At 70.8% G+C, this 17,503-nt stretch carries 18 protein-coding genes; 9 read left to right on the forward strand and 9 right to left on the reverse strand.

What is annotated here, in order from left to right:
- Positions 1-420: 420 nt before the first annotated feature.
- On the reverse strand, positions 421-1,503 hold the full coding sequence (locus NS220_RS17225) for a zinc-binding dehydrogenase (RefSeq protein ID WP_058625222.1): 1,083 nt from the start codon (positions 1,501-1,503) through the stop codon (positions 421-423).
- A 132-nt stretch (positions 1,504-1,635) separates the two neighbouring features.
- Here NS220_RS17225 and NS220_RS17230 point away from each other — a divergent pair, with 132 nt between their 5' ends.
- From NS220_RS17230 to NS220_RS20280, 3 genes are all read left to right on the forward strand, one after another.
- Positions 1,636-2,247, forward strand: coding sequence for a TetR/AcrR family transcriptional regulator (locus NS220_RS17230; RefSeq protein ID WP_058625223.1), 612 nt, complete (start codon positions 1,636-1,638; stop codon positions 2,245-2,247).
- A gap of 67 nt (positions 2,248-2,314) precedes the next feature.
- Positions 2,315-3,175, forward strand: a complete 861-nt coding sequence (locus NS220_RS17235; protein ID WP_058625224.1) for an SGNH/GDSL hydrolase family protein — start codon at positions 2,315-2,317, stop codon at positions 3,173-3,175.
- 4 nt (positions 3,176-3,179) lie between these two features.
- Positions 3,180-3,335 (forward strand): hypothetical protein, encoded by a 156-nt coding sequence (locus tag NS220_RS20280; RefSeq protein WP_193755408.1) that lies wholly within the window; start codon positions 3,180-3,182, stop codon positions 3,333-3,335.
- A 114-nt stretch (positions 3,336-3,449) separates the two neighbouring features.
- On the opposite strand, the gene NS220_RS17240 is transcribed toward NS220_RS20280, so the two are convergent.
- Both NS220_RS17240 and NS220_RS17245 read right to left on the reverse strand, forming a co-directional pair.
- Positions 3,450-4,256 carry a TrmH family RNA methyltransferase gene (locus NS220_RS17240; protein WP_058625225.1) on the reverse strand — a complete coding sequence of 269 codons (807 nt, stop codon included), beginning with the start codon at positions 4,254-4,256 and terminating at the stop codon, positions 3,450-3,452.
- Positions 4,257-4,313: 57 nt separating this feature from the next.
- Positions 4,314-5,516 (reverse strand): amidohydrolase family protein, encoded by a 1,203-nt coding sequence (locus NS220_RS17245; protein ID WP_058625226.1) that lies wholly within the window; start codon positions 5,514-5,516, stop codon positions 4,314-4,316.
- Positions 5,517-5,594: 78 nt separating this feature from the next.
- On the opposite strand from NS220_RS17245, the gene NS220_RS17250 reads away from it, so the two are divergent.
- Positions 5,595-6,443, forward strand: a complete 849-nt coding sequence (locus NS220_RS17250; RefSeq protein WP_058625227.1) for a Sir2 family NAD-dependent protein deacetylase — start codon at positions 5,595-5,597, stop codon at positions 6,441-6,443.
- A gap of 25 nt (positions 6,444-6,468) precedes the next feature.
- Here NS220_RS17250 and NS220_RS17255 read toward each other — a convergent pair whose 3' ends face one another.
- Entirely contained in the window at positions 6,469-7,305 is an 837-nt protein-coding gene (locus NS220_RS17255; RefSeq protein ID WP_058625228.1) for a PaaX family transcriptional regulator, read from the reverse strand.
- 108 nt (positions 7,306-7,413) lie between these two features.
- Between NS220_RS17255 and NS220_RS17260 the strand changes: the two genes are divergently transcribed.
- Genes NS220_RS17260 through NS220_RS17270 form a run of 3 tightly spaced genes read left to right on the forward strand, consistent with a single transcriptional unit; the run spans position 7,414 to position 11,182 of the window.
- Entirely contained in the window at positions 7,414-8,904 is a 1,491-nt protein-coding gene (locus tag NS220_RS17260; protein WP_058625229.1) for an FAD-dependent monooxygenase, read from the forward strand.
- Positions 8,901-10,553: a (2,3-dihydroxybenzoyl)adenylate synthase gene (locus NS220_RS17265; protein WP_058625230.1), complete on the forward strand. Its 1,653-nt coding sequence runs from the start codon at positions 8,901-8,903 to the stop codon at positions 10,551-10,553. The genes NS220_RS17260 and NS220_RS17265 overlap by 4 nt, the downstream gene beginning before the upstream one ends.
- Positions 10,554-10,570: 17 nt before the next feature.
- Positions 10,571-11,182: a flavin reductase family protein gene (locus tag NS220_RS17270; RefSeq protein WP_058625231.1), complete on the forward strand. Its 612-nt coding sequence runs from the start codon at positions 10,571-10,573 to the stop codon at positions 11,180-11,182.
- A gap of 133 nt (positions 11,183-11,315) precedes the next feature.
- Here NS220_RS17270 and NS220_RS17275 read toward each other — a convergent pair whose 3' ends face one another.
- The 3 genes from NS220_RS17275 to NS220_RS17285 are packed head-to-tail and all read right to left on the reverse strand — an operon-like array spanning position 11,316 to position 14,019.
- Entirely contained in the window at positions 11,316-12,101 is a 786-nt protein-coding gene (locus NS220_RS17275; RefSeq protein WP_193755409.1) for a maleylpyruvate isomerase family mycothiol-dependent enzyme, read from the reverse strand.
- On the reverse strand, positions 12,098-12,922 hold the full coding sequence (locus tag NS220_RS17280; protein ID WP_058625232.1) for a fumarylacetoacetate hydrolase family protein: 825 nt from the start codon (positions 12,920-12,922) through the stop codon (positions 12,098-12,100). Before NS220_RS17280 ends, NS220_RS17275 begins: the two co-directional genes overlap by 4 nt.
- Positions 12,919-14,019, reverse strand: a complete 1,101-nt coding sequence (locus NS220_RS17285; RefSeq protein ID WP_058625233.1) for a cupin domain-containing protein — start codon at positions 14,017-14,019, stop codon at positions 12,919-12,921. Before NS220_RS17285 ends, NS220_RS17280 begins: the two co-directional genes overlap by 4 nt.
- A 195-nt stretch (positions 14,020-14,214) precedes the next feature.
- Between NS220_RS17285 and NS220_RS17290 the strand changes: the two genes are divergently transcribed.
- A complete protein-coding gene (locus NS220_RS17290) occupies positions 14,215-15,027 on the forward strand; it encodes an alpha/beta fold hydrolase (RefSeq protein ID WP_058625234.1) in 813 nt (270 codons plus the stop codon).
- Positions 15,028-15,134: 107 nt separating this feature from the next.
- Complete coding sequence (locus NS220_RS17295; RefSeq protein WP_058625235.1) at positions 15,135-15,722, forward strand: histidine phosphatase family protein; 588 nt, start codon at positions 15,135-15,137, stop codon at positions 15,720-15,722.
- Between the two features lie 26 nt (positions 15,723-15,748).
- On the opposite strand, the gene NS220_RS17300 is transcribed toward NS220_RS17295, so the two are convergent.
- On the reverse strand, positions 15,749-16,909 hold the full coding sequence (locus tag NS220_RS17300) for an acyl-CoA dehydrogenase family protein (protein ID WP_081323251.1): 1,161 nt from the start codon (positions 16,907-16,909) through the stop codon (positions 15,749-15,751).
- Positions 16,910-16,978: 69 nt separating this feature from the next.
- The coding region (locus NS220_RS17305; protein ID WP_193755410.1) for a 2-oxo acid dehydrogenase subunit E2 at positions 16,979-17,503 on the reverse strand (525 nt) is incomplete at its 5' end.

Here is a 17,503-nt window from a genome sequence, read left to right on the forward strand (position 1 = left end):
GACCGGACCGGGGCTCGCGACCGGACCGGGGCTCGCGATGCGCGGCGTGGCCGTCGCGGCATCCGCCTGCGGGGGGTTCGAGGTGCGGGCTTCTTCTTCCAGCATCGAACCTCCATCCCTCGCGAGCGCGAACATCAACGATAGGTCACCGGCGCGGCCTCGCGCGCCGGCCTGTGGACGGTTCTCGGCCCCGACCGGCGATAAAGGCGAGGCACCCCGTCAGCCGCGTGAGGGAGCGTGCTCGCCGTGTCGTCGCCGTCATCGCGGCCGCCGACCACGCAGAACCCCGGTCTCCCCGCCGTGGTGCGGGGAGACCGGGGTGTGAGACGGCCGAGGTGTGAGACGGCGGGCGTGCGGGACGGCCGGATGCGGGAACGCCGGGGTTCAGAGGGTCCGGGGTTCAGCAACCCCGGCCATTCTTCAGAAGCTCGTGACGACCACCCGGTTGATCTGGGGGTCCTTCAGCGATGCGTAGCCCTCCTGCACCTCGTCGATCGAGATCTCCTTCGAGACGAGCTCGTCGAGCTTGTACCGACCCTGCAGATAGAGCCGCGCGATCATCGGGATGTCGCGCTTGGGGTTCGTCGAGCCCATGTACACCCCCTCGATGCGCTTGCGGCCCCCGAGCATCTCGAACGACGAGACCTCGAGCGTGTTCGCGGGGTTCAGCACACCGATCAGGTAGAGCCCACCGCCCTGGGCGAGCATGTCGAAGCCGGAGCGGGTGACACCGGGGGCGCCGACGAAGTCGAAGACGTAGTCGGCACCGAGCCCCCCGGTGAGATCTTTGACGGCCTGCACGGCGTCGACCTCGCGCGAGTTGACCGTGTCGGTGGCGCCGAAGGACCGCGCCGTCTCGAGCTTGTCGTCGGCGACATCGATCGCGATGATCCGACCGGCTCCGGAGACGATCGCCCCGCTGATCGCGTTGAGGCCGACCCCGCCGGTGCCGATGATCGCCACCGTCTGCCCGGGCTGTACATGCGCGGTGTTCATCACCGCGCCCGCTCCGGTCACGACCCCGCAGCCGAGCAGCGCAGCCTGGGGGAAGGGCATCTCGGTCGGAACCGTCGCGAGCTGGTTCTCGTGGATGAGGGCGTACTCGGCGAAGCCGCCGAGACCCATTCCCTGAACCACGACGTGACCGTCGGCGTCCGTCAAGCGATCCTCGCGCACCGTGGTCTCGGGGTGCAGACACAGGTTGACGTCGCCCGTGAGGCACGGCAGGCATGCCCCGCAGTACTGGACGAGGCAGCCCACGACGTGGTCGCCGAGCGCCACGTCGGTGACCTGATCGCCCACGGCGACGACGATGCCCGCGACCTCGTGCCCGAACACAGCCGGCACGTCCATGCCGAGATTGGTCGACTGGGCGAGCTCGTCGCTGTGGCAGAGGCCGGATGCCTTCACGTGCACGAGAACTTCCCGACCGACGGGATCGGCGATGGTCACGTTCTCGGTGTGGAAACCTCCACCGAACTCCCGAACTACTGATGCCTTCATGGGTGGCCCTTCTTTGGACTCTGGACGGATGCCGCGTGCCCCAGGACATCGGGACGACGTCGACCACTCGGAACGTTACCCCTGTTTTATAGACACGTGTCCATCAGGACTGAAAGCCGTCAGGATGGATCCGTGACGACGGATCAGGAGGGCCGCCGGCGGCAGCTCGCGGCCGCCTCCGACCCGCGCGCGACACGCACCCGGCAGCGGATCATCGCCGCGTGTCGAGAGCTGCTCGAGGCCGAGCGGTCCGTGACGGTCGCCGCGGTGTGCACGCGCGCGGGCGTCGGCCGGAGCACGTTCTACACGCACTTCGCGACGGTCGGGGACGTCGCCGTCGCCGCGGTCGACCACCTCATCGACCGACTCGTCGCCGATGACATCGCGCGGCGGGCGGCGGGTCTCGAAAGAAGCGTGATCGTCCGGACCGGGCTGACGGATCTGTGCCGAGCGGTCGTGCAGGAGCGCGCGTTCTTCCTCTATGCCCTCTCCGCCCCGGCGACCGAGCACGTGCGCGAGCGCTTCGTCGCCGACCTCGCGGCGGGCCTGCGCACGACGGTGCGGAGCGAGATTCCCGATGTCGCCGAGGCCTTCGAGCGCACCGCGGCGGACTTCCTCGCGAATGGAGCGGTCGGGGCGCTGCTGGACTGGCTGGCCGAGCCCGCGGGCCGCACGGAGTCCGACATGATCGACTTCCTCAGCGAGCTCCTCCCCCGCTGGCTGATCACCGGACGGGTGAACTGAGCGGACCTGTCCCGCGCGCTTCGTGTCGTGTCGGAGGCCGGGGTTAGCCTGGGGGTCGGAGGTTTCGATGACACTCGATCCGCACTCGCCCCGCACCTCGTCCTCGACCGACAACACCGGCCCGCACCCCTGGCGGCGCTACGTCGCCCTGGGCGACTCGTTCACCGAGGGCATCGGCGATCCCCTGCCCGACGGTGGCCACCGCGGGTGGGCCGACCGCGTCGCCGAGGTGCTGGCCGCGCAGGTCGACGACTTCGCGTACGCCAACCTCGCCGTACGCGGCAAACTCATCGGGCAGATCGTGGCCGATCAGATCGAGCCCGCTCTCGCCCTCAAGCCCGACCTCGTGACGATCTCGGCGGGCGGCAACGACATCATCCGCCCCGGAACCGATCCCGACGAGGTCGCACGCCAGTTCGAGGATGCCGTCGTCCGCCTGCGCCGCGACAACGCCACGGTCGTCGTCTTCACCGGCATCGACACCGAGTTCACGCCCGTGTTCCGCGGCATCCGGGGCAAGGTCGCGATCTACAACGAGAACATCCGCGCGATCGCCGACGCCCAGGACTGCGTCGTCGCCGACCAATGGGGGTTGAAGGAAGTGCAGGACATGCGCTTCTTCGACGACGATCGCCTGCACTACAACTCCCTCGGCCACCACGAGGTCGCCCGCATGGTGCTCCGGGCGCTGAACGTACCCAACGACCTCCAGCCGATGCAGCCGGAGGCGCTGGCGGCGACAACCTGGCGCGCCGCGCGCGAGAAGGACCTCGTCTGGGCACGCTCCTACCTCGTCCCCTGGGTCCTGCGCCGGCTGCGCCATCAGTCGTCGGGCGATCATGTCCTCGCCAAGCGGCCCGAACCGCTCCCCGTGGTCACCCTCGCCCCGGGCGCGGATGCCGCCGCCTCCCGCGGATCGCAGGTCTGAGGCCGTGGTGCCGACAGGATTCAGCGGATCCACCCACGAGGGAAGACCCGCCGATCCTCCTTTCCCCGAGGCGCTGGGCGCCCTCCTCGACCCCGCCGACACCGACACCCGGCTGCGCGATGCGGAGTCGCTCGCGACGAGCCTGACCGACGCCGGATGATCGCCGCGCCCTCGACGATCGAGGGCGACGGGCCGCGTCCCCCGCAATTTCCCGCTCGTTTCTCTCCGCGGTAGCACGACGCCGCGCGGCGGCCGGAACCCCGACGCCCGCGCGTCAGCGCCTCCCGCGCCCGAGCTCCCACAGCGCGACGGCGCTCGCCGCGGCGACGTTGAGAGAGTCCACTCCCCCGGCCATCGGGATCGTCACGACGGTGTCGGCTGCGGCGAGCGCCCCGCGGCTCAGGCCGTCACCCTCGGCGCCCATCAACAGGGCGACGCGCTCGTGCCTGGCGGCGGAGAACTCGTCGAGCGTGACCGCGTCGTCCGAGAGCGCGAGGGCCGCGAGGTGTAGCCCGGCGTCCTGCAGCAGCGGCTTCGCCTCCGACCACTCGGGCAGCCGCGTCCACGGCACCTGGAACACCGTGCCCATGCTCACGCGGACACTGCGCCGGTACAGCGGGTCGGCGCAGCGCGGCGTGACGAGCACGGCATCCGCCCCGAGAGCGGCGGCCGACCGGAACGCGGCTCCGATGTTGGTGTGATCGACGATGTCCTCGAGCACGACGACGAGCCGCGCGTCCCTGACGACCTCCCCGACGGATGCCAGAGCGGGGCGGTGCATGGAGGCCAGCAGCCCCCGATGCACGGTGTATCCGGTGACCTGCTCGGCGACCGCGGCGGGGACGACGTAGACGTCGGCATCCTCCCCCACCAGGGCCAGGGCATCGGCGAGGAACTTCTCCTGCACCAGGACCGAGCGCGGGCGGTGCCCGGCACGGAGGGCACGGTCGAGGACCTTGGACGACTCCGCGATGTACAGGCCACCCTCGGGCTCGGTCACGCGGCGCAGCGACACGTCGGTGAGGTCGCGGTAGTCGGCGAGGCGCGGGTCGTCGGCGGAGTCGAGCGGGATGACGGGCATCGTCCCATCGTGCCAGCAGCGCGTGTGCGCGGCCCGTTCCCTCCGCGCCTCCCCGCCTCACGCCACGTGCAGCACCTGCCCGCCACCCACGACCAGGGCCCGCTCGGGCAGGCGTACGAGGGCGTCCATCGGATTCTCGGCATCCACGAGCACGATGTCCGCGCGCGCCCCCTCGACGAGGTCGTGCACGTCTCGCCCGACGGCCCAGGCGCCGGCGTTCGTGGCGAGCTGCACCACGCGCAGCAGGTCCTCGTCGCGCACGAGCCCCGCGGCTCGCGCGTACTGCCACGCGATGCCGAGGGTGTCGCCCGTGCCGTAGGGGCTCCACAGGTCGCGGATGCCGTCGGTGCCGAACGCGAACCGCACCCCGGCCAGATCGAGCTCCGCGAGCGGCAATTGCGGCAGCCGGAGCGGGGCGACGGTGGTCATCGTGACACCGACCTCGGCCATCGCGGCGAGAAGGTCGCGGCGACGCGCCGGCTCGAGCTGGGCGACGGCGAAGCCGTGCGCGATGTTCACGCGACCATGCAGGCCGAGCCGTGCGGCGCGGTCGACGAGCAGCTCGACCTGGAAGGCGCCGAGCTCGGCGGGGTCGTGCAGGTGGATGTCGATACCGACGCCCGTGTCGGCGGCGAGCGCGGTGATCGCGTCGATCTGGCCGACGGGGTCGCGGTCGATCGTCGCCGGGTCGAGACCGCCGACGGCGTCCACGCTCGGCCGGGCCGCGGCATCCCGGAGCAGGTCCAGGACTCCGGGCCGACGCAGGATCCCGTCCTGCGGGAACGCGACGATGCGGACGTCGAGGGCGCCCCCGTACGCGGCGGTGGCCTCTTCGACCGCGTCGATCCCGCGCAGACCGATCCCGGTGTCGACGTCGACGTGCGTGCGGATCGCCGTGGTCCCGTGGCGCACCAGCTCGCGGAGGACGTGGGCGGAGCGTTCGAGGGAGGGGATGCCGAGGGCCTCCCGCTCGGCCCGCTCATGGCGGATGCGCCCCTCCGTCGTGCCTTCCCCGCCGTACGACTGCCACGGCAGTCCCCACCACGACTTGTCGACGTGGGCGTGGGCGTTCACGACGCCGGGGAGGGCGAGCAGCCCGCGCCCGTCGAACTCCCGCACACCGATGGGCCGGTCGCCCGCGGGGGTGATGGCGGTGATGACTCCGGCATCCATGTCGATGTCGACCGGTTCACCGCCCCACGGCCGGACGCGGCGGAGACACGTGATCGGGAGCATGGCGGGCGGGGGGAGAACGCTCATCCCTCCAGTATCGGGGCGGGAGGTGTCCGCGTCCGGGACGTGACACCCCGCCCTAGACTCGATACGACGGAGGTGCGCATGACCGACACGACGAAGGATGCCGATTCCCTGGCATCCGTCGATCGGGCCGTCGAGGTCCTCGCGGGACGCCGGATCGCCGTTCTGACGGGTGCGGGCGTGTCGACGGACTCGGGCATCCCGGACTATCGCGGCAAGGGCGCTCCCACCCGGACGCCGATGACCGTGCAGCAGTTCCTCTCCAGTCCCGACGCTCGACGGCGGTACTGGGTCGGCAGTCATCTCGGGTGGAAGGTGTTCGCCGCGGCCGAGCCGAATGACGGACACCGCGCTCTCGCCGATCTGGAGGCCTCGGGGGTGTCCAACGGCGTGGTGACGCAGAACGTCGACGGATTGCACGTGCGGGCCGGCAGTGGCCGCGTGGTCGAGCTGCACGGCACGATGCGTCGCATCGGGTGCCTTCACTGCGGCCAGATCTTCGATCGCCGTGATCTCGCGGAGCGCATCGAGGCCGAGAACCCGTGGATCGTGGCACCGGAGAACGTCGAGCTCGGTCCCGACGGCGACGTGGCGCCCGCCTCGGCGGACGACTTCGTCGTCCCGGTCTGCTCGGTGTGCGGCGGCACGCTCAAGCCCGACGTGGTGTTCTTCGGCGAGTACATCCCGGTCGAGAAGTTCCGCGAGGCCGAGCAGCTCGTGCACGCGAGCGACGCGCTCGTCATCGCGGGGTCGTCGCTCGTGGTGAACTCCGGCATCCGCCTCGTGGAGCGGGCGCGCCGGCGGCGTCTGCCGGTGGTCATCATCAACCGCGGCGAGACCCGCGCCGACCGCCGCGCGGCGGTCAAGATCGACGGAGGCACGACCCCCGTGCTGCGCGCGTTCGCGGAGCGGTTGCCGGGCCTTCTCTGAATCCTCGCGCCGGTCGCCGGCGCGGTCACTCCCCGCGCGTGTATCCCACCGCTCCCCCGTCGAGGAAGGCTCGGTGCGCGCCGTTCACCGTCATCCCGGTGAGACGCTCGATCGCCGCGGTCGCACCGGCGCGCAGCTCGCCGTGACGGCGCACGAAGACGGCGTGGGCCCGCGGGGCGTTCCATCCCTCCGGCAGGAGCGCCGCCGGCAGGTCCGGATCGGTGAACGGGAAACGGCGGTAGTCGTCGGTGAGGCGCACGCGCGCGATCAGCGCGCCGTCCGTCTCTTCGGTCGTGGGGGTGTCGTGCTGGGCGACGAACGCCCCGTAGTGCGCGTCGAGCGCGTCGAGATCCCACCCGCGGGCGGCGATCGAGCGGTCGTGATCGAGGTCGCCGCTGCGGCTGAGGAAGATGTCGGAGCCCACGCCGTGGGCATCCATCAGCTGCCGCGCTGCGTCCAGACGATCACCGGGAGCGACCCAGATCGCCGGTTGCAGCTGCCCGAAGCCGAGCCAGGTGAGAGTCTTGCGCATCTCGTCGCGCGCCGAGCGATCACCGGCGCGCGTCGCGATCAGCGTCCACTCCCCGCCCCAGTCTCCGGACACATGCCGGAAGATGCGCTCGCGCCCCTCGTCGAGCAGACGCCAGGCCTTGGGTGACAGCAGGTAGGTGGTGAGTCGCCCGTCGCGGCGGGTCTCGAACCAGCCCTCCGCGCGCAGACGCGACATCACCACCCGGGTGGTGGCCGCCTCGATGCCGAAGAGCTGCAGGACGTCGCTCAACCCGCGCAGCGGCACCTCGCCGTCACCGCAGTACCGGAAATAGTCCCCGAAGAGCGTGAAGACGAGAGAGCGGGGGCGCATGCGAGAACGTTACCGGACGCGAATGTAACGAAGCTATGGCGCTAGACGCATTTGTGTTGCATACTCGTTGCGTCGTGACGGTTCGACATCTTCAGCGAGGAGGCTGACATGCGTATCGCGATCATCGGGGGCGGCCCGGGCGGGCTGCTCTTCGCCGCCCTGGCCGCACGGAACATCCCCGGCGCCCACGTCGACCTGTTCGAGCGCAATCGCTCCGACGAGGCATTCGGCTTCGGCGTCGTGTTCTCGGATGCCACGCAGAGCGGAGTGGATGCCGCCGACTCGGCCCTGCGCGAGACCCTCGACGCGTCGGGAGTGCGCTGGGATGCCATCCGCGTCACCGTCAAGGGCGAGACGATGACCTTCGGCGGCAACGGCATGGGAGCGGTGCTGCGCAAGGATCTGCTCGCTGCCCTCCAGCGGCGGGCCACGGAGGCCGGTGCCCACCTGCATTTCTCCACCCCGCGGCGCGCGGACGAGCTCGGCGACTACGACGTGATCGTCGCCGCGGACGGGGCCAACTCGCAGACCCGCGCCGCGATCGGCGACGACTCCCTCGGGGTGACCTACGAGACAGCGGCGGCCAAGTTCATCTGGTTCGCCACCGATGCCCCCTTCGAGGGACTCACCTTCCTGCACACCCACGCCGACGGGCTGACCGCCGACGTGCCCGGCGTCTTCGCGGCGCACGCGTATCCCATCGGCGGGGGCCTGTCGACGTTCATCGTCGAGACCGACGAAGACACGTGGCGCGCGGCCGGGCTGGACGGATTCGACCTCACCACTGCCCCGGGTCCGAGCGACGAGCACAGTCAGCGTCGCCTGGAGGAGATCTTCGCGCCGCTCATCGGAGGCGCGCGACTGATCGGCAACAACTCGCGGTGGGGAAACTTCCGGACCATCCGCGCCCGGAGCTGGCACAGCGGCAAGGTCGTCCTGCTCGGCGACGCCGTGCACACGGCCCACTTCTCGGTCGGGAGCGGCACGAAGATGTCTCTCGAAGACGCCATCGCGCTCGCCGATGCGCTCGCCACGCACCCCGATGACGTCGAGGCGGCTTTCCTGGCCTACGAGGCTGAGCGACAGCCGCAGGTGGCCCGCATCCAGGGCGCCGCGCGGCCGAGTCTGTCGTGGTGGGAGAACTTCGGCACCTACTTCCACGCGTTCGAGCCCTGGCAGTTCGGTTTCCACTTCTTCTCGCGCGCTCTCCCGGCGGCGAAGATCGCGCGCCGGGATCCGGATGCCGTGCGTCGAGCGCTCGATCGGTGGCAGAGCCGTCACGGCGCCCCGCCCCTGGAATCCGCCGTCGCGGGACTGCTCGATCGACGCGTGGTCGCGCGCGACGCGCTGCCGCCGGTCGTCACCGTCGCCGCGGGTGACGGCATCCGTCCCGATGACGCCGTGCGTTCGGCCCTCGCCGAGCACCGCGACGCGACCGCCGTGCTCGTCACCGGCGGGAGCGCCCTCGATCGCCAGCTCACCGCCGAGGCCGCGCGACTGCGCCACGGCGTGGCGGCGATCATCGACGAACCCGATTGCGACGAAGATCGTGCCATGACCCTGGTGCTCTCGGGCCGCGCGGATGCGGTGCTGCGATGAGGACGCGGGAGGGGACGACGCCCTGGCCCGTCGAGTTCGCCGAACGGTACCGCACCGCGGGGCTGTGGCAGGGCCGCACGCTGGGCGACGCGTTCGCCGAGGTCGCGCACGTGCACGCCGATCGCATCGCGCTGGTCGACGACGCGGTGTCGCTCACGTATGCCGAGGTGCACGACCGGGTCGAGGCGTGCGCGGCGCGCCTGATCGATCGGGGGCTCGCCCCCGACGACCGGGTCGTGGTGCAGCTGCCCAATCACTGGACGTTCGTGATCCTGACGCTCGCGTGCCTGCGGGTGGGCATCGTGCCGGTGATGGCGCTGCCCGCCCACCGCGAGCACGAGCTGCGGCACCTGATCTCGGCATCCGAAGCGGTCGCTCTGGTCACCCCCGACTCGCTCCGCGACTTCGACCACCTCGCGCTTGCCCGCACTCTCCGCGCGTCGAGCCCGACGGTGCGGGATCTCATCGTCCTCGGCGACACGACCCCCCAGCCCGACACCGTCAGCCTCACCGCGTTGTGCGCCCCCTCCGATGAGGCCACCCGCACCCGACGGCTACCGACTCCGGATGCCGCGGACGTCGCGCTGTTCCTTCTGTCGGGCGGAACGACGGGCCTGCCCAAGCTCATCGCCCGCACGCACGACGATTACCTGTGCAACATCGTCCTCACGTCGCCTCCCTCGGCGGTCGACCGCGACACCGTGTACCTCGTGACACTGCCGATGGGCCACAACTTCCCGCTCGCGTGCCCCGGCATTCTCGGCACCCTGCTGGCCGGCGGCACCGTCGTCCCTCTCGGTTCCCCCCGACCCGAACGCGCCTTCGCGGCGATGGAACGACACGGGGTCACTCACACCGCCGCGGTGCCCGCGGTCGTCGCCGCGTGGCTGGATCACGCCGGCGTCGTGGGAGTCGACGCACTGCGGAGCCTGCGCGTGCTCCAGGTGGGCGGCGCCCGCCTGGCCGACGAGCTCGCGGAGCGTGTCGTGCACGGGTTTCCCGGAACGCTGCAGCAGGTCTTCGGCATGGCCGAGGGGCTCATCAACGTCACGCGCCTCGACGATCCGATCGAGGTCGTCGTCGGCACACAGGGGCGGCCCGTGTCGTCCTTCGACGAGTTGCGCGTGGTCGATGAGACGACCGGTCTCGAGGTCGCCGCGGGCGAACCCGGCGTGCTGCTCACCCGCGGGCCTTACACGCCGCGCGGCTACTACGACGCCCCCGAGGCCAACGCCCGGTCCTTCACCCCTGACGGCTTCTACATCACCGGCGACATCGTGCGACAGCGCCCCGACGGCAACCTCGTCGTCGAGGGGCGCAGCAAGGACATGATCAACCGCGGGGGCGAGAACATCTCGGCCGAAGAGGTCGAGAACCTCGTGTACGGACTCGCCGCGGTGCGGCTCGCGGCCGCCGTGGCGATGCCGCACGGCACCCTCGGTGAGACGGTGTGCCTGTTCGCGGTGCTCCACGACGGTTGCGAGCTCGATCTCGCCGCGGTACGCGCGCACTTCGACACCTCGGGCGTCGCCGCCTTCAAACGCCCCGACCACCTCGTCACCGTCGAGGAACTGCCCCTGACGAAGGTCGGCAAGATCGACAAGAAAGCCCTGCGCGAGATGCTCGCCGCCGATCTCACGGCATCTTGATCAGAAAGGAGCGCTCGATGTTCATCGACGCCGCCGATCTCTCCCCCGCCGACACCTACCGTCTGCTCGTCGGCTCCGTGGTTCCGCGCCCCATCGCGTGGGTGACGAGCGGGCACGACCCGGTGAACCTGGCGCCCTTCAGCTCGTTCACCTGGGTGAGCCAGCATCCCGCGATGCTCGGTTTCACCGTCAATCGGCGCGCGAACGGCCGCAAGGACACGATCCGCAACATCGAGGAGCACGGCGAGTTCGTCGTGAATATCGCCGAAGAGACGATGCTGCCCGCCCTGCACGCGAGCAGCGAGTGGATGCCGCCCGAAGTCGGGGAGGCCGATCGGCTGGGGCTGGAACTCGCCGCGTCGCGGGTCATCGGCATCCCGGGCCTCGCCGAGGCGCCTGTGCGGATGGAGTGCCGCTACCACTCGACCACCGCGTTCAGTCCGACCGGCGGCGAGTTCGTCGTAGGCACGGTGGTCGCCTGGACCGTGCGCGACGACATCGTGCGCCTCGGCTCGACGGGCGCGGCCAGCATCGACACCGAGCTGCTCCGCCCGATCGGCCGTCTGGCCGGCCCGCGCTACACCCCGCTCGGCGAGGTGGTGGAGCTGCCGCCCGTGCCGGGCGGGTAACCCCACCCCCGCACGCCGAGACCGCACGCGATCGCCGAGAACGCATCCGTCCGGCAACGAACGGAGGCGTTTTCGGCAACCACGTGCGGTCTCGATGCGCGCTACCGGGCGCGCGTCGCCACGGGTCGAGCCCTCAGAACCAGCGCGCGATACGGGGCAGCTCACCGCCGCCGACGACCCGCAGCCGCCGGGCACCCCGACCGGCGAGCCAGCGCGCGAGGTCGGCGGCGGTGCCCTCGACGACCGGGCCACCCTCGCCGTACTCCCCCGGCGCGTCATCGCGGTCCGTGGCCCGCAGCACGACGGCGCCGGGCTCGCTCCGGCGCGTCCAGGCACGCAGAACGTCCGCGATGATCCCATCGATCATCTCGGGAGGGAAGTCGAGGAACGAGCCGCCGTCGGCGAGGTCGACCGCGTGCACCCACACTTCTTTCGCGCGCATCCACGCCGTCTCGCGCGCGGGCACCGTGCGCCCCTGCGCGGTGACGACCTCGGCATCCCACTGCGCGTCCGACAGATCGCGCCACTCGACGTCCAGGTGCACGGCGGCGTGGTCGACGAGGTGGCGCAGAGCGCGCGTGGGGAGCGTCGCGCCGAGGGCGATCTCGTCGGCCCGTTGCGTATCGGAGGCGTACATGGGTGTCTCGACGCCCGTGCGCGCCCATTCGACCAGCCGCGCGACGGCGCGGGCGTTGTACCCGACGTGGGCGACGAGGTGCCGACGCGTCCAGCCGGGCAACAGGCTCGGGGCGTCGAGCTCTTCGTCGTCGAGCTTCATGAGGCGTCGCGCGAAGTACGCCGTGCCGCGACGGGCGAGGTCGAGGTGCGCGTGCGGGGCGGAGTCGGCGTCGTAGCGCGCTCCGGCACCCTGCCGTTCCCGCAGCGCGAGCTGCTCGGGTGTCAGCTCCCTCGCGCTCACGGCTCCTCCGACGCGAAGCGGTTGCGGAGCGTCCCGATCCCGTCGATCGTGACCTCGACGACGCTTCCGGATGCCAGATACTCCCGGGGTTCGCGCGCGTGCCCGACGCCGCCGGGGGTTCCGGTGAGGATCACGTCTCCCGGGCGCAGCGTCGTGATGGTCGAGACGTACCGCACGAGGTCGACCGGGCCGTGGACGAGGTCGTGGATGTCGCCGACCTGCTTCTGCACACCGTCGACGGTGGTGGTCATGCGCGCGTCGGAGGGAATCTCGTCGGGGGTGGCGAACACCGGCCCGAGCGGCGTCGAGCGCTCCCACATCTTGCCCTGCAGCCATTCGCGGGTGCGGAACTGCCAGTCGCGCATCGAGACGTCGTTCGCGATGGTGTAGCCGGCGATGGCGTCCGCGGCCTGCTCTTCCGACGCGCGGCGCACGGTGGAGCCGACGACGACGACGAGCTCGCCCTCCCAGTCGATCTCGGGGCTCTCCCCCGGCAGGGCGATCTCCTCGCCGGCCGCGGCGAGGGTGTCGGCGAACTTGGCGAAGAGCACCGGGTACTCGGGCAGGTCGCGCTTCATCTCGAGGATGTGCGCGCGGTAGTTCAGGCCCACGCACACGATCTTGCTCGGAGCCAGGATCACCGGCGCGAAGTCCACTGCATCGAGATCGACCACCGGGCCTTCAAGAGCCCTCACCGCCGACGGAGTCCCGGCGCGCAGCACCTCGCCGACGTCGGCGAAGCGTTCCAGCACGACGGCCCGGCTCCCCTCCACACGGGCCGCGGCGGTGGCCCCCTTCCAGTGCAGGGTCAACAGCTTCATCGATCGGTCTCCTCTTCGAACTCGCGGTACAGCCCCAGGCCCTCGAAGATGGGCGTGTCGCTGAAGTGGAACAGGTCCAGGCGCGTCTCGGCCTGCACGCGGAAGCGACACCAGCTCGGTACGACGAAGATGTCACCGTGTTCGACGGCGTGCTCGGTGTCGCCCAGCAGCACGCGTCCGGTGCCCTCGAACACCTGGTAGACGTTGGACCCCACCTCTTGGCGCACCGGGGTGGACGCGCCCTCGCGCAGGCGATGGAACTGCGCGCGGATGGTGGGCATGACATCTCCCCCTGTCGTGGGGTTCGAGAATCGCACGGCCGCGTGTCCGGGGCCGACGGTGGCCGGCATCCCCTCGCTCTCCAACAGCAGCTGGTCGGTGAGGGCGGCGTCGGTGTGCTCCCACCGGTAGGCGCCGATCGGGCTCGATACGGTACGGCGGAGTCCCGCGAGCGGCAGCAGTCCCGGGTGGGCCCACAGGCGTTCGGAGCGCGAGAAGTTGGGGGTCGCCTCGTCGGTCACCCGCTCGGAGCCGAACTCGAAGAAGCCCGAGTCCATCTGGTAGGCGAAGGGGATGTCGAGGCCGTCGATCCAGGTCATCGACTCGTCGGTCTCGTTGTGGTGGCCGTGGAAGTGCCAGCCGGGAGTGAGCAGGAAGTCGCCGCGGCTCATGCGCACCGGATCGCCGTTCACGACGGTCCACACCCCCTCGCCCGAGGTGACGAAGCGGAAGGCGTTCTGCGAGTGCCGGTGCTCGGGTGCCGTCTCGCGCGGCCCGAGCTGCTGGATGGCCGCCCACAGCGTCGGTGAGATGTACGCGCGTCCGTTCATCCCCGGGTTGGCGAGCCCGATGGCCCGCCGCTCTCCCCCGCGCCCCACGGGCACGAGGTCCCCCGCGCGCTCGGCGAGGGGTCGCAGGGCACTCCACCGCCACACCCACGGCACCGCCTTGGGTTGGGGGGTCTGCGGCATGAGGTCGTCGAGCTGCGTCCACAGCGGAATGAGGTGATTCTCGTCGAATCCGCGGTACAGGGCGCGCAGCTCGGGGGTGTCCTCGGGCTGCATCGCATTCTCGACCGGGGTCACGGTCTCGCTCATCGGTCCTCCTCGACGTCGGCGTGAGTCCAGGTTGCATGACTTGTCGCCGTTGCGCAACGAAAATATGTCACACATCGCAGAAAGCGGGACATTTCTGTTGCGCGAGACGCGAATCTGTTACACCATGTCGCCAGTGGATGCCGCGGCACGGCGCCGCGATCCCCGCGTGAGCATCGATCTGCAAGGAGGCAGAGCATGTCCGAAATCGAGTACGACGAGACGACTTCGTCCGACGGAACACCCATCGCGTACTTCCGCCGTGGCAGCGGGCCGGCCCTGGTCGTGACGCACGGCAGCATCGCGACGAAGGAGCAGTGGATCCCCGCGAGCGAGCATCTCGCGGAACACGTCACGCTGTACGTCTACGACCGTCGTGGACGCGGCGGAACGGGCGACGCCGCAGAGTACTCCCTGGCCCACGAGGTCGCCGACATCGCCGCGATGAGGGAGGTCGCCGGTCCGGGCGCGCACCTTCTGGGCCATTCGTTCGGAGCGCTGGCCACCCTCGCGTACGCCCGGGAGCACGGTCTGGGCGGTGGAACCCTTCTCGCCTACGAGCCTCCGCTCGCGGTGCAGGGCCCCGTCGCCGGCGAGCGCCTTCAGGGGTATCGCGACCTGGTGGACGCCGGTGACCTCGACGCCGCGCTCGAGTACGCGCTCGTGAACTTCGTACGCGTGCCGGCCGAGGCCATCCCCTTCATCCGCGAAACGCCGTTGTGGGGCGCGAGCGTCCCGCTCACCCCCACGTGGGTCCGCGAGCTCGCGGAGATCGACGCCCTCGGCAGCGATCTGTCCGGCTACGCCGAGATCGATGCCCCGACCCACCTCATCGCGGGAACGGCCACCACGGCGTTCCTGTACCAGTCCGCGCACGACCTGGTGGACGTCATCCCGAACGCCGGGATCACCGACATCGAGGGCGCCGACCACTTCGCGCACCTCGCCGACCCGGAGGGCTTCACCCGCGTGGTCATCGGCGCGCTCGACCGCGCATCGGTCGCCCGCTGACCGGCGTTCCGCAGAACCGGCCCCCGGCGTGCGACCCGACCCGCGCCGGGGGCCGCACCATCGACGCTCCCCGCACGGCACCTGCGGGCGCGAGTTAGGCTCGAACGGTGACGATCCTGACTCTCGTGCGACACGGTGAAACCGACTGGAACTCCGGAGGGCGCATCCAGGGCTCGACCGACATCCCCCTCAACGACACCGGCCGCGCTCAAGCGCGCGAGCTCGCCGACCGCCTCGCCACCGAGTACGCCGGTCGCGAGGCGGTCGTCGTCTCGAGCGACCTATCCCGCGCGGCGGAGACCGCCGACATCGTCGCCGCCGCCCTCGGCACCACCGTGAGCCTGCGGATGCCGGGCCTCCAGGAGCGCTCCTACGGCGACGCCGAGGGAATGGACGCCCCCACGTTCTACGACACGTACGGCCCGTGGCACGCCGCCGACGTGCCGGGGGCCGAGACCTGGCCGGTGGTGCGCGAGCGCGCTCTCGCCGCGTTGGCCGAGGCCGTGGCATCCGCTCCCGAGGGGACCGACGTGATCGCCGTCGCACACGGCGCACTCATCCGCGAGGTCATCCTGTTCGCCACCGACGGCGCGTTCCCGCGCGAGGGCGAACGTCTGCCGAACTGTTCGGCGACGACGTTCCGCCTCGACGGAGACAACTGGGAGATGCTCGCCTACGCGGGCGTCGCGAGCTGAAAGAGCTCTGGAAACCCCCGACCCCCTCAGCTCACCCCCAGCGCCCGCGAGATCACCATCAGTTGGACCTCGGTCGTCCCCTCGCCGATCTCGAGGATCTTCGAGTCACGGTAGTGCCGCGCCACCGGGTATTCGTTGATGAAGCCGTTGCCCCCGAAGACCTGCGTCGCGTCCCGCGCGTTGGCCATCGCCGCGTCGCTCGCGGTCATCTTGGCGACGGCCGCGTCGACCGAGAACGGCTTCCCGGCATCGCACAGGCGTGCCGCGTGCACCCAGGCGAGGCGCGACGTGTGAACCCGGGCGTGCATGCGCGCGAGGAGGAACTGGATGCTCTGCCGGGTCGACAGCCGCTCCCCGAACACCGTCCGGCTGCGCGCGTAGTCGACGGCGGCTTCGAGGCATCCCTCCGCGGCTCCCGTCGCGAGCGCCGCGATGGCGACGCGCCCCTCGTCGAGGGTGCGCAGGAAGTTCTTGAAGCCCTGCCCGCGCTCGCCGAGGAGGTTCGCCTCGGGGACGCGGACGCCGTCGAAGGTCAGCGGATGCGTGTCTGAGGCGTTCCAGCCGACCTTGTCGTACGCGGGTCCCACCGTGAAGCCCGGCGTGCCGTTCGGGACGATGATCGTGGAGATCTCGGGCCGATCCCCGGTGCGGCCCGTCACCGCGGTGACGGTGACGAAGCGGGTGATGGCGGTACCGGAGTTCGTGATGAACTGCTTCGCCCCGTCGATCACCCACTCCCCTCCCTCGAGGCGTGCCGTGGTGCGGGTCGCTCCCGCATCGCTGCCCGCCTCGGCCTCCGTGAGACCGAAGCCGGCGAGCGCGCGCCCCGCGACGAGGTCCGGGAGGTACTCCGCTTTCTGCGCGTCGGTTCCGTAACGGTACAGCGGCATCGCCCCGAGTCCGACTCCGGCTTCGAGGGTGATCGCCATCGACTGGTCCACGCGCGCGATCCCCTCGATCGCGACGCAGAGACTCGCGTAGTCGCCACCCTGTCCGCCGACCTCCTCGGGGAAGGGCAGACCGAAGAGTCCGAGTTCCCCCATCTGCGCGACGAGGTCGAGGGGAAGCTCGTGGGCACGGTCGGCCTCGTACGATCGCGGCGCGATCACGTCGTCGGCGAATGCGCGGACCATCGCGGCGAGCTCGCGCTCGTCGTCGGTGAAGGCCTGCTGGCTGTCGATGCTCACGGGTGGCTCCTTTTCGGGGGGTGGGGAGGGACGTGCGGGTCAGCGCGAGTCCGGGTGGGTCAGCGCGGGTCAGCGCAGCAGCATGGCGCGGCCGGGTTCACGAAGGACCCCGGCGACGTCGGTGAGGAATCGCGCCGCCTCCGCCCCGTCGACCAGACGGTGGTCGAACGAAAGGCTGAGCGTCAGCACATCGCGCAGGGCGATCTCGCCATGGTGCTCCCACGGTGTCCGGCGCACGGTGCCCACCGCGAGGATCCCCGCCTCCCCGGGGTTGAGGATGGGGGTACCGGCATCCACACCGAAAACCCCGACGTTGGTGATCGAGAAGGTGCCCCCGGTCATCGCGGCGGGCGCTGTGCGTCCGGCGCGGGCGGTCGCGGCGAGCTCGGCGATCGCATCCGCGAGGTCGACGAGTGGCAGGGCATCGGCATCCGGGATCACCGGCACCACCAGCCCGCGATCGGTCGCCGCGGCGATCCCGAGGTTGACGTAATGGTGCTCGACGATCTCGCCCGCCACCTCGTCCCACTTCGCGTTGAGAGCCGGCGTGCGACCGAGAGCGAGGCACACCGCCTTGGCGACGATCGCGAGCAC

The sequence above is a fragment of the Microbacterium testaceum genome, from assembly GCF_001476655.1.
GTDB lineage: Bacteria > Actinomycetota > Actinomycetes > Actinomycetales > Microbacteriaceae > Microbacterium > Microbacterium testaceum_C.

Excerpts from the sequence above, each read along its gene's own strand:
- NS220_RS17265 (WP_058625230.1), top strand. The coding sequence starts at position 8,901 with ATGAGGACGCGGGAGGGGACGACGCCCTGGCCCGTCGAGTTCGCCGAA.
- NS220_RS17285 (WP_058625233.1), bottom strand. The coding sequence starts at position 14,019 with ATGAGCGAGACCGTGACCCCGGTCGAGAATGCGATGCAGCCCGAGGAC.
- NS220_RS17245 (WP_058625226.1), bottom strand. The coding sequence starts at position 5,516 with ATGAGCGTTCTCCCCCCGCCCGCCATGCTCCCGATCACGTGTCTCCGC.
- NS220_RS17225 (WP_058625222.1), bottom strand. The coding sequence starts at position 1,503 with ATGAAGGCATCAGTAGTTCGGGAGTTCGGTGGAGGTTTCCACACCGAG.
- NS220_RS17240 (WP_058625225.1), bottom strand. The coding sequence starts at position 4,256 with ATGCCCGTCATCCCGCTCGACTCCGCCGACGACCCGCGCCTCGCCGAC.
- NS220_RS17270 (WP_058625231.1), top strand. The coding sequence starts at position 10,571 with ATGTTCATCGACGCCGCCGATCTCTCCCCCGCCGACACCTACCGTCTG.
- NS220_RS17235 (WP_058625224.1), top strand. The coding sequence starts at position 2,315 with ATGACACTCGATCCGCACTCGCCCCGCACCTCGTCCTCGACCGACAAC.
- NS220_RS17250 (WP_058625227.1), top strand. The coding sequence starts at position 5,595 with ATGACCGACACGACGAAGGATGCCGATTCCCTGGCATCCGTCGATCGG.
- NS220_RS17280 (WP_058625232.1), bottom strand. The coding sequence starts at position 12,922 with ATGAAGCTGTTGACCCTGCACTGGAAGGGGGCCACCGCCGCGGCCCGT.
- NS220_RS17255 (WP_058625228.1), bottom strand. The coding sequence starts at position 7,305 with ATGCGCCCCCGCTCTCTCGTCTTCACGCTCTTCGGGGACTATTTCCGG.
- NS220_RS17290 (WP_058625234.1), top strand. The coding sequence starts at position 14,215 with ATGTCCGAAATCGAGTACGACGAGACGACTTCGTCCGACGGAACACCC.
- NS220_RS17260 (WP_058625229.1), top strand. The coding sequence starts at position 7,414 with ATGCGTATCGCGATCATCGGGGGCGGCCCGGGCGGGCTGCTCTTCGCC.